Consider the following 14,733-nt stretch of genomic DNA (forward strand, 5'->3'; position numbering starts at 1 on the left):
CTGACTATGGCCAGTTCAGTCACCACCCCACCTCGTTCAGGTCTTTTCCGCGATGGCTTTGACCTGGGCAGGCTGCTGCTTGAAGGGCGGGCATTTTTCGCGCTGATTGCCATCATCGTCGTCTTCTCGTTTCTGTCGCCCTATTATTTCTCGGTCAGCAACTTCCTGATCATGTCGTCGCACGTGGCGATATACGGGATTCTCGCGATCGGCATGCTGCTCGTCATCCTGAATGGCGGCATCGACCTCTCTGTCGGCTCGACGCTTGGCCTTGCCGGCGTCGTTGCAGGCTTCCTGATGCAAGGCGTGACGCTTAACGCGCTTGGCGTCGTTCTCTACCCACCGATCTGGGTCGTCGTCTTGCTCGTCTGCGCACTCGGTGCCTTCGTCGGGATGATCAACGGCATTCTCATCGCCCGCTTCAAAGTGCCGGCCTTCGTTGCAACGCTGGGCGTGATGTATGTGGCGCGCGGTTTTGCGCTTTTGATGACCAATGGCCTGACCTACAACAATCTTGGCGGCAAGGCGGAGCTGGGCAATACCGGCTTCGACTGGCTTGGCTTCAATCGTCTCGCCGGCATTCCGATCGGCGTCGTCGTTCTGGTCGTCCTGGCGCTCATCGGCAGCCTCGTGCTCAACCGCTCGGCTTTCGGCCGCTGGCTGTATTCCACCGGCGGCAATGAGCGCGCTGCAGAGCTCAGCGGCGTTCCGGTCAAGAAGGTTCAGGTGGCAGTCTACATGCTGTCCGGCATCTGCGCCGCCATCGCCGGCCTCATCCTGTCCTCGCAACTGACCTCTGCAGGTCCTACGGCCGGTACATCCTACGAGCTGACGGCCATCGCCGCCGTGGTGATCGGGGGTGCCGCACTGACGGGTGGCCGCGGCAATATTCGTGGGACCCTGCTCGGCGCCTTCGTCATCGGCTTTTTGTCCGATGGCTTGGTGATCATCGGCATTTCCTCCTACTGGCAAACAGTCTTCACCGGCGCGGTCATCGTGCTCGCGGTGCTGCTCAATGCCGTTCAATATCGCCGCCGCGTCAAGAAGACGACCGAGACCGACGGCCCATCCGCTTCTCTGCAACCGACCGGCAAAGGCCAGACCGCCAATGCCACTCACGGGAAGATCGCCAGCTGACTGGCATACGACCAACAATCAAGGGAGAGAGTATATGTTGAAACTGACAAAGAGAATGCTGCTGGCCAGCTTCATTCTGGCTGCACCGGTCATGGCGCTGTCGGCAACGGCCGCTTCGGCCGAAGGCCTGATTTCGATCATCGTCAACGACCCGTCGAACCCTTATTGGTTCACGGAAGGCGAAGTGGCCGCTGCAAAGGCCAAGGAACTTGGCTACACCGCAACGGTTGGTGCCTCCAAGGGCGACACGAACACCGAGAGCAACCTGATCGACACCGCGATCACCAACAAATCGGTCGCGATCATCCTCGATCCGGCCAACGCTGATGGTTCCATCGGCGCCGTGAAGAAGGCCATTGCTGCCAACATTCCGGTTTTCCTCGTCAATGCCGAGATCAACCAGGAAGGCTTGGCCAAGGCACAGCTCGTTTCCAACAACGCGCAAGGTGCAGCACTCGGTGCCCAGCAGTGGGTCCAGAGCATCGGCGAAAAAGGAAAATACGTCGAGCTTTTCGGCGCCCCTTCGGACAACAATGCGGCAACCCGCTCGAACGGTTATGAAACGGTTCTCAGCCAGTATCCTGACCTGGAAAAGGTCGGTTCGCAGGTTGCCAACTGGGACCGTACACAAGGTCACGACAAGATGCAGAGCCTGCTCCAGGCCAATCCGGACGTCATCGGCCTGATCAGCGGCAATGACGAAATGGCGCTCGGTGCGATCGCCGCACTGAAGGAAGCAGGCAAGCTTGCCAACATCAAGGTCGGCGGCTTCGACGGCTCCCCGGACGCTGTCGCAGCCATCAAGGCTGGCGAACTGGAATATACTGTGCTTCAGCCAGTGGCCATCTTCTCGGCCGAAGCCGTCAAGCAGGCTGATTCCTTCATCAAGACGGGCAAGACCGGCGCTGCGACTGAAAAGCAGCTGTTCGATTGCCTGCTGATCACCAAGGACAATGTCGACAAGTACACGGCTCCGTTCACGCTCTCCGAGTAACACTATCCGAGGGCGCCTCTGGCGCCCTCAATCTCGACTTCCGATCGACAAATCATCGATCAACGGCTCCGGAATGAACGGAAGAAGCCTTGATGGTGGCCATCCCGGCATCCCCAGCGTGTTCTGCAGTGAATGCGCTTCTTGGCAGTTCTATAGTCTCGGGTATCGCCGGAATCGCGATGCATTTCCGCGCACACGCTTCTGCTTACAGACGGTAGCATACCCCGAAAAAGCCTCCTCAAAAAGATAACAATCCTTGACGTTAATTTCACACTGAAATACGATATCGTATCACAATATGGTATCGTCTTCTGCGCTGGATGACGGTGTCTCGATGCCCGATTAACGACGAGAAAAGCCATGGCGAGCCTGCTGGGGATCGACAACGGACTGACTGTGACGAAGGCGGTCATCTTTGACGCCGACGGGACGCAGCTTTCAGTCGCGCGGCGGCGCGTGCCGCAATCCATGCCCCAGGCACGCTTCGTCGAACGCGACATGGTGGGACTTTGGAGCGCCACGGCCGAGGCAATCCGCGAAGCGATTACCCTTAGCGGCAGGTCGGCATCCGATATCAAGGCGGTCGCGGCGACGGCCCACGGCGACGGCCTTTATCTGCTCGATGAAGACAAGCAGCCTCTGGGTCCGGGCATTCTTTCACTCGATAGCCGCGCCGGCGCAGTCATCGACAAATGGTCTGACGGCAAGGTGTCCAGCGAAGCCCTGGCCCTGACCGGCCAGATTCCCCACGTATCCGCTCCCTCGGCCCTGCTTGCCTGGATCAAACAGCACGAGCCGGATCGTTACAAACGCATCGGCCATGTGCTTGGCTGCAAGGACTGGCTGCGCTTCTGCCTCACGGGCACGATCGGAATGGACCGGACCGAGGCAAGCACGTCTTTTACCGATGTCCACACCCAGGCCTTTTCACTGGAAGCAATGCACCTGTTCGGCCTCGGCGACGTGTTCGAAGCCCTGCCGCCGATGGCGCATTCCGCCGAGATCGCCGGATACGTCACGTCCGATGCTGCCGCACTGACAGGGCTTAAGGCCGGAACGCCGGTTGCGTTCGGCCTGCATGACGTCACCGCTTCCGCACTTGGCATCGGCGGCCATGCCGATGATATCGTCAGCATCGTCGCAGGCACCTATTCGATCAACCAGGTTGTCTCCACCAATGTGCGCGTCGATCCCCGCTGGTTCTGCCGCAATGCCATTGATGCTGGGCGATGGAACAACATGGCGATCTCGCCTGCTTCAGCCGCAAACTACGACTGGTTCCTCGACACGCTGTGCCGCAAGGACCAGGACGCAGCAGCCGAAAGCGGCACGTCGATCCATGAGACGCTGGCGCACGAGATAGACGCCGCCCTGCAAAGACCATCGACTATCCTTTTCCATCCCTATCTCTTCGGCTCTCCCCATGGGAATCTTGCCAGCGGCAGTTTTCTTGGGCTGCACGGCTGGCACGATCGCGGCGATATGCTGAAGGCCGTCCTCGAAGGCATCGCCTTCAATCATAAAATCCATATCGACGCGCTGCATGACGGTTTCGCCTTTAAGGAGGCGCGGCTTACCGGCGGCGCGTCGCGCAACCCGGCCTTTGCGCAGATGTTCGCCGATATCCTCGGTATGCCGGTCATGGTGACATCGACCGATGAGGCGGCTGCATTTGGCGCAGCCCTGTGCGCTGGCGCAGCCGTTGGCCTGTTCGCTTCGGTCCAGGACGATCCACGCGACCTGAGCGCGACAGGACGCCAATATCGGCCCGATCCGGCCCGCAGCGCAGAATTCAACCGGCGCTTCTCGCTCTACTGCCGCATTGCTGAAACACTGAAGCCGGTTTGGCCGGATATCGAACAACTGGCAGAAAAAACCGAGGGGGACGGCGCGTGATCAAGGCAGACGAACGGCGGGAAGAAATTGCCAACTATGTCATCAAGCTCGGCCAGGTGCGGCTAGACGATCTGGCCGAACATTTCGGTGTGTCGCGCATGACCATCCACCGCCACATCGATCATCTGGCGCAGCAAGGGGTCTTGCGCAAGCTGCATGGCGCCGTGACCGCGCAGCCATCCGGTGTCTACGAGAGCGCCTTCCGTTACCGTATGACGGTGGGAACCGCCGAAAAGAACGCTTTGGCGCGCGCTGCGCTTGATTACATCGAAGCCGGTCAGGTCATCATGCTCGACGATTCGACCACGACCTGCGCCATTGCACCGCTATTGCTGGATATCAAGCCGCTGACGGTTATCAGCAACAGTCTATCGACGGCAGCTTTGTTGACGGCGGCCGACGATATCGATTTCATCTGCCTTGGCGGCCAGTATCACCGGACATACAATGCCTATATCGGCATCGTTTGCGAAAACGCCGTTTCCAGACTGCGCGCCAATGTCCTCTTCTGCTCGGTCTCCGCCATCACCGGGACGACCACCTATATCCAGGATCCGCAGGTGGTGCGGGTCAAGCAGGCGATGATGGCAGCGTCGAACCAGCGCATTCTGCTAGTCGACCATTACAAGTTCAACAATGTCGCTCTGCATGCGTTGGACGAACTCACCGCATTCGACACTGTTCTGGTGACCGACGGCATTAGCGACGCTCAAGCGCAAAAACTCGAACAGGCGGGCGTACGCCTGCGCGTCGTCAGGACAAACCCGGCATGAACCAACTGCAAAAAGAACCATCTCCGCGTCCAGTCGATCGCTTGACCGTCTTGGGTAATGAACAGGATTTCGATGTCGTCATTTTCGGCGCCGGCATCAACGGCGCCGGCCTGTTCCGCGATCTCTGCGCGCAGGGGCTGAGATGCCTGATCATTGATAAAGGTGATTTCGGCTCCGGCACCAGTGCTGCCCCTTCGCGGCTGATCCATGGTGGCCTTAAATATCTCGAGACGGGCGAATTCGGCCTCGTTGCGCAATCGACGCTGGAGCGCAATCTTCTCCTCAAAAATGCGCCCCACTATGTCACCCCGCTACCGACGCTCATCCCGATCTTTTCGTGGTTCAATGGCATAACTGCTGCTCTACGCACGCTGTTCGGCTCGACCAGCGCACCGCGCAGCCGTGGCGCTGTCCTCATAAAAATCGGATTGGCACTGTACGATTTCTACGGATCGCGCGACCGGGTCATGCCGCGCCATCGCTTGGTCGGGCGCAGCCGCGCGCTAAAAGAGATGCCTGTCCTGACCAATTCGATCGTTGCAGCAGGCACCTATTACGACGCAAAGATCAGCCATCCCGAACGGCTGGTCCTTGAATTGATCGAAGACGGCCTGGCGGCCAGCAAAACCTCTGCGGCGGCCAACTACACCACGATGACGTCAGCCTCGAACGGTCTTCTGACCTTTCAGGCCCCAAAGGGCGGCACATTTTCAGCGCGGCCAAAACTGGTCGTCAACGGTGCGGGCCCGTGGATCGACCACGTCAACGCCGCGCTCGGCGCGCCCTCAAAAATGATTGGCGGCACCAAGGGTTCGCATATTCTGCTCAACAACGACGAATTGGTGCGCAGCCTTGCGGGCCGCATGGTCTATTTCGAGGCCGACGACGGGCGTATCTGCCTGGTATTCGACTACCTCGGCCGTGCCCTTGTTGGATCGACCGATACGAAGGCTGACAATCCGGATACGGTTCGCTGCGAGCAGGACGAAGTCGATTATTTGCTGGCAAGCGTCAGCGCCCTGATGCCGGGCGTGAATGTTGCGCGCGACCAGATCGTCTATGCCTATAGCGGCATCCGGCCCCTGCCCGCATCGGATACATCCATCGCTGGCCTGATCAGCCGCGATCATTCGGCCCCGGTAACTGAGCCGGATCAAACGCGTCCTTTTGCGATCATTTCGCTGATCGGCGGCAAGTGGACGACTTTCCGCGGCTTCGCCGAAGAGGTTGCCGATACGGTACTCAAGCGCCTGGGGCGGAGCCGTGCCGTCAGCACCCGCTCGATGCCGATCGGTGGCGGCCGGAATTTCCCGGCAGACGCAGCGCAACGTTTGCAGTGGCTGACCGAAACATCGGCTGTATCTGGGCTCGACCTACAGCGGATCGACACCCTTCTATCCCGCTACGGGACACGCGCCCTTCAGGTCGCACGACATGAAGGCGCCTGGAGCGGCACTGAACGCCTGCCGGATTCGCATGATTACAGCCTGGCGGAAATCGACTACATCGTCCGCAACGAATTTGTAGAACATCTCGCAGATGTCGTGATGCGCCGCACGACACTGGCCGTCACCGGGTCTTTGACGATCAAGGATTTGCAGGCGATTTCATCGGTTGTCGGTGCTGCCTATGGTTGGGACTGCGAACGGGCAAACGAGGAATTTGCAGAGACTGTGACGCAACTCGAAGGCAGAAACTTGATGCACATCTGAAGGAGCGGGATCGAGGCTCGCGGGACTGCTTTCGAGCCGGCCAGCAGACCGTGCATAACGGTCTGCCCCCATACCGCTCGTTTGCAACTGTCTCCGTGTTGTGACACCGAACCGGCCGCGAAGATATCGCTCAGGTAAATCATGAACAGCCGAAATGCACCTCGGCGATATCGGCAATATATTTGCCGATCGGCAGCGCGGACGTGGCAGCAGGCGATGGGGCGTTGAGGACGTGAACTGTGCGGGCCGTGCGTTCGATCAGGAAATCGTGCAGCAGGCGGCCGTCGCGGCTGACCGCCTGGGCGCGGATGCCGGCCGGATGCGGGTGCAGATCTGCCAGCTCCAGCTCCGGGCAATAGCGTTGACACAACGCAAGGTACCGGCGACGGCTGAGTGAGTTGGCCATCTCGCCCAGCCCATAGCGCATGTTGCTCGCCATGACGTGGCGAAACCCGGGAAAGCGCATCATCTCCCAGAGATCCTTGGGACTGATATTGCCAAAACTGTATCCGTTGCGGGCAAATGCCAACACGGCGTTGGGGCCGACCGTCACGAACCCACCCACCATCGGTGTCAGATGCACGCCAAGGAATGGCAGTGATGGTTCCGGAATGGGATAGATGAGATGTTTAACGATGTGGCTCTTGTCGGCGCCGAGACGGAAATATTCGCCACGGAAAGGAACAATCGCAATATCCTTGGCAAGGCCACACATCCGCGCGAGGCGGTCGGCGTTGACGCCGGCGCAGACGATGACATGGCGGGCACTCAGCAGCATTCCCGTGTCGAGGGTGATTTCGACACCTTCGGCGTGTTCGTCGATGCGCGTGACGTCAACATCGGTCATGATCGTGCCATCGGCTTCGATAAGAAGCGCACCCATACGCCGCGTAACTTCGCCATAATCGACGATGCCAGAAGCTGGAATGAAGAGGGCCGCAAGACCGGCAATATGCGGCTCTCGCTCTGTCAGCTCGGCCTTGCTGATCCGATGGACTTCAAGCCCGTTGGCGACAGCACGCTCTTGTAGTTTTTCCATGCGCGGCAACTCTTCCGGGCTGCTGGCCACGAGCATTTTTCCACGCTGTTCGAAGCGGATGCCGTAATCCTTGCAGAACTCCATCGTCGCAACGCTGCCCTCGCGGCAGAATTTTGCCTTCAGGCTGCCGGGCTCATAATAAACGCCTGCATGAATAACGCCGCTGTTGCGCCCCGTCTGGTGACTGGCAAGCATCGGCTCCTTTTCCAAAACTGCAACGGTAAGGCCGGGAAACCGCTGCGACAGCTGCATGGCTGTCGATACCCCGACAATGCCACCCCCAATCACCACGATATCGAAATCCGCCACGCGCTCGAAATTCATTCTGCCCGTTCCCGTCGTATCCGCAGAAAGCCTTTTCTTGCTACACCAATGGCTGCTTCAGTGCCAGGCGCCACGCGTATCGTAGATCACTTTGCCTGCCAGGCGGGTGTGCCTCATGGCTTTGAAGGGTTCGTGCTCTACGAGAAGCACCACGATGTCCGCGCGCTCCACCGCCTGATACGCACCCTCAAGGTGAAGATTATCGTATTTTGATAGTGCTCCCGGCATAGCGCTGACATAAGGATCCGCCACAAGAATTTCGACATCCGGCAGCGCCTCGGCGATGAGCCCGACGACTTCTATCGCGGGGCTTTCGCGCACATCATCGACGTTTGCCTTGAAGGTTAGGCCCAGGCAGGCAATCGTCGGCGAACGGAACCGCTTTGCCTTCTCCACCACCTGCCCGGCGACGTGATGAGGCCGATGATCATTGACCTCGCGCGCCGTACGGATCAGCCGTGACAACTGGGGCGCGGCAGAAACGATGAACCAGGGATCGACCGGAATGCAATGACCGCCGACGCCCGGTCCGGGGCTGAGAATGTTGACGCGCGGATGCCGGTTGGCCAGGCGGATCACTTCCCAGACGTCGATATGGAGGCTTTCGCTGATCAGGGAGATCTCATTGGCAAAAGCAATATTGACGTCGCGATAGGCATTTTCCACGAGCTTGGCCATTTCGGCGCTTGCGGCATCGGTCAACAGGATCTCGCCTTGAGCAAACAAGCGATAAATCGACGCCGCCTTCTCCGCACATCTTGGTGTCAAGCCACCGACGACGCGGTCGTTGGTGATCATTTCGATCATGATGCGGCCCGGAAGAACGCGCTCCGGGCAATGGGCAACAAATATGTCGGCACCAGTCTCGCCATCACGCGGCATTCTCAGATCCGGGCGCAGGGCTCCGATCCAGTCTCCCACCTTCTGAGTGGTTCCGGGCGGTGAGGTGGATTCGAGCACCACGATATTGCCGGACTTCAACCTTGGGGCAATCTGCTCGGCGGCCGCCTTCACATAGGACAGATCAGCGGTTCGATCCTCGTTGAAGGGTGTTGGTACCGCAATAATGAAGGCTTCCGCCTCCGGTGTCTCGGTTGTCGCAGTCAGCCGCCCCATCGCGACGGCACCGCTGACAGCCACGGCCAGATCCGGCTCGACGAACGGCACTTCCCCGCGCGACAAGGCTGCGACGGTCGCCGGATTTATATCGACGCCGATCACGTCGACGCCGCGCGTTGCGATAGCAACAGCGGTAGGCAGTCCGATATACCCCATACCCAGGATGGCAACTCTGCTCTTGAACACTTCACTCATCGGCAATACTCCGGAGCTGCGCATCTGAAATGATGGACCTAGCAGGTGCCACGTTCCGGTTCGCACCGAACCTGAATGCACGCGCGGGATGTAGCAGTTCCCGGACGGTGAGTTGGACGAAGCTGGTGTTGGTCTTGAAATAGCGCCACCACAGTCGGCGCGGCTCTTGCAGCAGTCTGTAAGCCCACTCCATTCCAGTCTTCTGCCAAGCGATGGGTGCGCGTTTCGTGAGACCCGCCATGATGTCGAAGGAGCCACCGACGCCATGCAACACGGGGACCTTGAGGGACGCGCCATACGATCCCAGAAATATCTCCTTCTTGGGTGACGTCATTCCCAGGAAAAGCATATCGGCGCCGGATTCTCGGATATCGGCGGCGATCTGCCCTGCTTCTGCGGCCTCGTAAAATCCATGATGGCTATAGGCGATCCTCAAACCGGGGAAGCGCTGCGCGAGAACGCGCCGCATTTCCTGCAGGACCTCAGGTTTGGCGCCCAGCAGCGCAATGGACCGGTCGTCGCGATGCGCGAGAAAAAGAAGTCGCGTGAAGATGTCGATGCCTGCCACGCGCTCCGGCAAGGGCCGGCCGAGCAACTGACTTGCCCACACGACGGACTGACCATCCGCCAGCAAGAGATCGCATTCCATCAGAGATTCGCGCAGCAGTGTATTTCTGTGAAGCTCGACGATTTTTGCGGCATTGAGCACCCCTAGAAGGATTGGCCGACGTGTCGTCAGTGCCATGCGGCATCGCTCGATGACATCATCCATGCGCATCGCATCCATATACATACCAAACAGAAGCTGGCGTTGCCTTTGCATATCAAATCTCCTTGAAAACTGCAGGCATGTCCCCTGCCGGGTTGGGGGCAAGCTGGGCGACCACCCCTCCTGAAAGCCATGCGTACATCAGCCAGCCGAGTTCGTAGGGCCGGCATTCATAATCCACGCGGATCGGCGGAAAGAGCGTATCGAGCCCGGGAACATGCAATCCCGGCAGCAGAGACGTCGTCACAGCGGATACGGCTCTGACCAACTTGCGGGGTTCGCGGCGCGCCACCTTGCGCCAGATCACGCCTTTTTCCGATGCAACGAGCGGCGTTGAGACCTCGGGATGGTCGTCGAGCCAGTACATGCCTCTGATGATCGCTTGGGAATGGTCGGTACCTCCGGCTTCTCGAAGGTCGAGCAATGCCATCGGGGCCATCGCGTGCTGGTGAACGCTGTAGACCGGATAACCCTCGACGACGACGCCGTTGCGCGTATCGTAGTGCCACCACCACTGGCCGCCCGGCCCTTGCAGGGCGCAAATTCGTTCGGCACAGACTTCGGCTGCCGACAAAGCTTCTGTGTTTGACTGTGCCGCATAAAGGCGGGAGAGTGCCTGGATCGGGTAAACCTGATCGGCAAAACATCCAATATGCGCGCGGAAACGCCCGCTGGCCGATGCGGGCAACATATGCGGAAACAGCCCTGCCGGCGACCGCGCGGACATCAGCCGCGTCGTCGCCAGGGAGACGACATCCTGTGTGTCGCCGAATTGGCGAGCTGCCAAGCCGGCACTCAATGCCCACGCGCAATCGACAGTCGCGACAGGCGCATCAGAGGCAAGTATTTGCACCAGCTGGCGAAACAGCGGCAACGAATGGAACCGTCCTGCCTCAGCGGCGGCCCAGGCAGAAAGGGCGATAGCACCCATATCTGCCGATGTCGTGGCCCGAACTGCACACGCATGCGCGAGATCGAACGCCGTATCGCCATCCAGTACCTGTTGCTGTGTGGCTCTGTCAGCATAGGACAGCCCGAGTGCGGCGATAGCGGTGTAACGAAGGCTGTCTCCTTCGAGACGCTCCGTCCAATTGGAGTCCAGGTTGACCGCACGCAGCGTATGCACGAACGCACCGCGCCGATGCATGCGTGGCAGGCCTCGCTTTGCAACATTCAAGAAACGGTCGGCTTGAATTCTTGTCTTGCGCGAGACCGATTCGATGGCTTCCAGCCGGTCAACTACGCCTATCCCGGCTCGCTCAACAGGGGGCGGCTGCTGTCCACTATGGTCCGATGATACGCTTCGCGCACTGGATGGCAATGAATGCTGAAAATCAATCGGCATGAAAGCTCCTGATAACTTGCCGCATCAACGGAAATGGCAGTTGAGCAAAGGCGTCGTGATAAATTGAGAATCCTCGGTTGCTGTCCACATGCTAGAAAATCCTCACAGATATGCCAGCGCACTCAAAGACTTACAAAGCCGCCATCGGCATGCTGGCAATGGTATCGGCATGCGCCGATAGTATTACCCAAACTGGTGTTCCTTCAGCTTTGGGATTAGCGGTGGAGTTCGAGTGGACTGACCGGCTACCTCTCTCTCCAGTGTTTCGGCGCCGGCATTTTTCCAATAGGAATTGCAGGACTCCCGCTTGCGGGTCTCGCCGGACATGAGGGCGCGAAATGGATGCTTCGATAAAACAAAGAGAGTTCAACAGGATCGCGCCAGCTCCCATGATCCCGCGAAAACTCTCGATCGTAGCCGTCACCTACAACAGCGCTTCGGTGTTGCCGGGATTGCTTGATTCTCTGCGTGCGGGTCTGGAAGGCATCGAGGAGTATGAGGTGATTGTCGTCGATAATGACAGCTACGATGATTCCATAGCTATCGCACATGCGCATCCGATTGGAGCAAGAGTGATTGCGACGGGCCGGAATGGTGGCTATTCCGCAGGGATCAATACTGCGACCGCGACGATCGAGCCTTTGTCGGACCTGCTGGTTCTCAACCCTGATATTCGTTTGCAGCCCGGATCGATCAGCCGCCTATATGCGGGTTTGAGCAGTTCTTCGGTCGGCGTAGCCGTGCCGCAGGTGCGTGGGGAGGACGGCGTCATCGCCAAGTCCATTCGCCGCGAACCATCGCTAGCAACCGCCTGGTCGGAAGCGCTGCTGGGTGGCAGGCTAGCCGCCCGGTTGGGGCTGGGTGAAATGGTCGCCAGTTCTGCGCTGTACCAAGAGGGCGGACCCATTGAATGGGCGACCGGCGCGATCCTTCTGGTCACCGCCAATGCGCGGGCCGTGATTGGAGAGTGGGACGACAGCTTCTTCCTTTATAGCGAAGAGGTCGATTATCTGCAGCGGGCTCGAGCAGCCGGCCTAGACGTGCTGTATGTTCCGTCATCCCAGGCCATCCATATTGGCGGGGATTACCATAGCAGCGATTTTCTCACTGCATTGATGACGGCCAACCGCATTAAATATTACCGCCGGCATCACGGCGCACTGGCCTCCGCATTGTTCCGTTCCGGTATCGTGGTCGGCGAAACGATGCGTCTGGCCATAGGGACAGGACGCCGGGCGACCTTGAGCGCCGCGCTCCGCTTTTAGGCCGCGACCGGGATCCCTGGTATACAAGATGGCGCAAGCTTTTTGCATGGCCGCGTCAGCGGATCATTGGGCTGCCCATCAGCAATATTTCCAGCTCAGGTCTGTATTTCCGACACGGCTGATAGGCAGATTCGGCGTGAAACCCGGTTGATACGCGTGTCAGCGAACCCTTAAGGTTGAGCAAAATTAATTTTTGAAAAAAAAATACGCGCTGCTCCGCCTCTGAGGCCTTTATGTGAAATCGAACATCTTCCAACATTTTTTTGCAAATCTTTTCAGCACTTCCATTGCACTGCAGGTTGCAGTTTCGCGTGAGGATTTAGAATTTGCCTGCAAGTGTATTTAGTAACCAGCGGCCGCAAATTTGGCAAATATATCAATCGGAAGCGGAATTTTAAGCGTTTTGCGGCAATATTAAGACTGAAATCGGGCGTCATGCCTCATTATAGCCAGCCGCTATAGACCGATTGCACCTCATTGTGAGTTGCATTACTCCTTGCTGTTATAAGTTTGCCGTACCGAAATAGAGGTAGGCGGCTTACCCGTAATACTATGTTGAAACGGGGTTAAAGGGCTGAGGAGAAAGGCGATAGCACAGTGGCACGAACACTATTGAATGCAACCACTAGTGGGTTTTTGACTGAGGATAACATCCAGGGGAATTCTCTCGACGTCATCGATCTGAACGAAGCGAGCGACACTCAAGAGGCAACGGTCGCCTCCAAAGTCATGCCGAACGAATCCGGCGGCTTTGCACATCGCGCTCATAACGCCATGGAAGATTTTGGTGTACGCGATATTCGCCATGAGAGCAGGACGTCCGACCACAATTCATTCCACTTCCTTAACAAAACACCGGCCGCAGAGAGCGATGCCGAAAGCGCAACATTTGATGCGAGCGGCGTCTCATCAGGCACAACATCCGATACGGGAGCAACAGAGGCCTCCCAGAACGCTTTAAAATCTGCCGCCAGCATCAGTGCGGCAAGTACCGACGCGCCCGCCGCGACGTCTACGGTGAACAACAGCGCAGCGACAGCAGCGACAGCAGCGACAGCAGCGACAGCAGCGACAGCAGCGACAGCAGCGACAGCAGCGACAGGTTTCCCTGACGCAACCAATACCGGCGTCAAGACTGGTGTCGCAATAACGAAATATACCGGTTCGCTTCATATTACTGAGGACAATGCCGTCATCAGCAATATGGAAGTCACCGGCGATATAATCATCGATGCCCAGAATGTCACGCTGAGCAACATCAAGCTAATCTCAAATACCGAGTGGCATGTTCTGCGGATCATGGATGACGCGTCCGGCTTCACTCTGAAGGACAGTGAAATCGACGGACGTGGCTTGAGCGACAATGGCGTCTACGGCCATGGAACGTTCCTGCGCAACAACATACACGACGTTGAAAATGGCATGACCTTATGGGGACCGTCTTCGGTTCAGGACAATTACATTCACAATCTCCGGAATGGTAAAGCCGACCCGCATTACGACGGCATTCAGGTCAATGGCGGCCAGGATATCGACTTCATCCACAACACGATCATCAACGACCACGACCAGACAGCTGCCCTGATGCTGGAAAATACATTCGGCGGTCTGCGCAACATCACCGTTGACCACAACCGGCTGGTGGGCGGCGGTTACACCGTTTACATAGACGGACGCAAAGGCGGTGGCACTGTCGATGCGAACACAATCAAGATTACCAATAACGAGATCGGCGGCGGCCATTGGGGCGACTTCTCGCTGTATGACAACAAGCCGGTCCTGTCCGGAAACACCGGTCTAGGTGTTTCGCCGGAGACCCCACCCGTCAACCCGGAAACTCCACCTGTCACTCCGGAAACCCCAACCACGCCTGAGACACCCACGACACCGGAAACGCCAACCACCCCGGAAACACCTGTTGCGGGCAAGGCGACCAATGGCAATGACGTGCTTACCGGCACGGCGAGTGCCGACAAGATCGACGGCCTGGGCGGCAATGACAGCATCAAGGGTCTTGCGGGCAATGACGCACTCAAGGGCGGTGCGGGTAATGATATGCTGGACGGTGGTGCCGGTGCCGACACTTTGGATGGTGGAACGGGGATCGACACCGCTTTCTATGGCAGCGCAAAGACCGGTGTCACAGCCAGCCTTGCCGATGCCTC

At 58.4% G+C, this 14,733-nt stretch carries 10 protein-coding genes and 1 pseudogene; 7 read left to right on the forward strand and 4 right to left on the reverse strand.

Going from position 1 to position 14,733, the window contains the following annotated elements; genetic code table 11:
- The first annotated feature begins 6 nt into the window (after positions 1-6).
- The 5 genes from ACP7BS_RS27930 to ACP7BS_RS27950 all read left to right on the forward strand — a co-directional run bounded on the left by ACP7BS_RS27930 (position 7) and on the right by ACP7BS_RS27950 (position 6,512).
- The gene (locus ACP7BS_RS27930; protein ID WP_426240707.1) at positions 7-1,137 is read left to right on the forward strand and encodes an ABC transporter permease; all 1,131 of its coding nucleotides are present in this window, start codon (positions 7-9) and stop codon (positions 1,135-1,137) included.
- Positions 1,138-1,171: 34 nt separating this feature from the next.
- Entirely contained in the window at positions 1,172-2,131 is a 960-nt protein-coding gene (locus tag ACP7BS_RS27935) for a D-ribose ABC transporter substrate-binding protein (protein WP_426130044.1), read from the forward strand.
- A gap of 360 nt (positions 2,132-2,491) precedes the next feature.
- A complete protein-coding gene (locus ACP7BS_RS27940) occupies positions 2,492-4,027 on the forward strand; it encodes an FGGY-family carbohydrate kinase (protein ID WP_426240708.1) in 1,536 nt (511 codons plus the stop codon).
- Positions 4,024-4,800 (forward strand): DeoR/GlpR family DNA-binding transcription regulator, encoded by a 777-nt coding sequence (locus ACP7BS_RS27945; RefSeq protein ID WP_426240709.1) that lies wholly within the window; start codon positions 4,024-4,026, stop codon positions 4,798-4,800. The genes ACP7BS_RS27940 and ACP7BS_RS27945 overlap by 4 nt, the downstream gene beginning before the upstream one ends.
- Entirely contained in the window at positions 4,797-6,512 is a 1,716-nt protein-coding gene (locus tag ACP7BS_RS27950; protein WP_426240710.1) for a glycerol-3-phosphate dehydrogenase/oxidase, read from the forward strand. The genes ACP7BS_RS27945 and ACP7BS_RS27950 overlap by 4 nt, the downstream gene beginning before the upstream one ends.
- Before the next feature lie 139 nt (positions 6,513-6,651).
- On the opposite strand, the gene lhgO is transcribed toward ACP7BS_RS27950, so the two are convergent.
- From lhgO to ACP7BS_RS27970, 4 genes are all read right to left on the reverse strand, one after another.
- Complete coding sequence (gene lhgO, locus ACP7BS_RS27955) at positions 6,652-7,860, reverse strand: L-2-hydroxyglutarate oxidase (protein ID WP_426240717.1); 1,209 nt, start codon at positions 7,858-7,860, stop codon at positions 6,652-6,654.
- A 72-nt stretch (positions 7,861-7,932) separates the two neighbouring features.
- A complete protein-coding gene (wecC, locus tag ACP7BS_RS27960) occupies positions 7,933-9,189 on the reverse strand; it encodes a UDP-N-acetyl-D-mannosamine dehydrogenase (protein ID WP_426240711.1) in 1,257 nt (418 codons plus the stop codon).
- A complete protein-coding gene (locus tag ACP7BS_RS27965; RefSeq protein WP_426240712.1) occupies positions 9,182-10,012 on the reverse strand; it encodes a WecB/TagA/CpsF family glycosyltransferase in 831 nt (276 codons plus the stop codon). Before ACP7BS_RS27965 ends, wecC begins: the two co-directional genes overlap by 8 nt.
- A gap of 1 nt (position 10,013) precedes the next feature.
- Positions 10,014-11,303 (reverse strand): hypothetical protein, encoded by a 1,290-nt coding sequence (locus ACP7BS_RS27970; RefSeq protein ID WP_426240713.1) that lies wholly within the window; start codon positions 11,301-11,303, stop codon positions 10,014-10,016.
- A 338-nt stretch (positions 11,304-11,641) separates the two neighbouring features.
- Between ACP7BS_RS27970 and ACP7BS_RS27975 the strand changes: the two genes are divergently transcribed.
- Complete coding sequence (locus tag ACP7BS_RS27975; RefSeq protein WP_426232577.1) at positions 11,642-12,568, forward strand: glycosyltransferase family 2 protein; 927 nt, start codon at positions 11,642-11,644, stop codon at positions 12,566-12,568.
- Between the two features lie 636 nt (positions 12,569-13,204).
- Positions 13,205-14,733, forward strand: a pseudogene (locus ACP7BS_RS27980) (hypothetical protein); the annotation flags it as partial.

Source organism: Pararhizobium sp. DWP1-1-3 (assembly GCF_049896125.1).
Lineage (GTDB): Bacteria > Pseudomonadota > Alphaproteobacteria > Rhizobiales > Rhizobiaceae > Pararhizobium.

What these genes read in the sequence shown, in the direction of transcription:
- ACP7BS_RS27940 (WP_426240708.1), top strand. Translation starts at nt 2,492, where the DNA reads ATGGCGAGCCTGCTGGGGATCGACAACGGACTGACTGTGACGAAGGCG.
- ACP7BS_RS27965 (WP_426240712.1), bottom strand. Translation starts at nt 10,012, where the DNA reads ATGCAAAGGCAACGCCAGCTTCTGTTTGGTATGTATATGGATGCGATG.
- ACP7BS_RS27935 (WP_426130044.1), top strand. Translation starts at nt 1,172, where the DNA reads ATGTTGAAACTGACAAAGAGAATGCTGCTGGCCAGCTTCATTCTGGCT.
- wecC (WP_426240711.1), bottom strand. Translation starts at nt 9,189, where the DNA reads ATGAGTGAAGTGTTCAAGAGCAGAGTTGCCATCCTGGGTATGGGGTAT.
- ACP7BS_RS27950 (WP_426240710.1), top strand. Translation starts at nt 4,797, where the DNA reads ATGAACCAACTGCAAAAAGAACCATCTCCGCGTCCAGTCGATCGCTTG.
- ACP7BS_RS27970 (WP_426240713.1), bottom strand. Translation starts at nt 11,303, where the DNA reads ATGCCGATTGATTTTCAGCATTCATTGCCATCCAGTGCGCGAAGCGTA.
- ACP7BS_RS27930 (WP_426240707.1), top strand. Translation starts at nt 7, where the DNA reads ATGGCCAGTTCAGTCACCACCCCACCTCGTTCAGGTCTTTTCCGCGAT.
- ACP7BS_RS27975 (WP_426232577.1), top strand. Translation starts at nt 11,642, where the DNA reads ATGGATGCTTCGATAAAACAAAGAGAGTTCAACAGGATCGCGCCAGCT.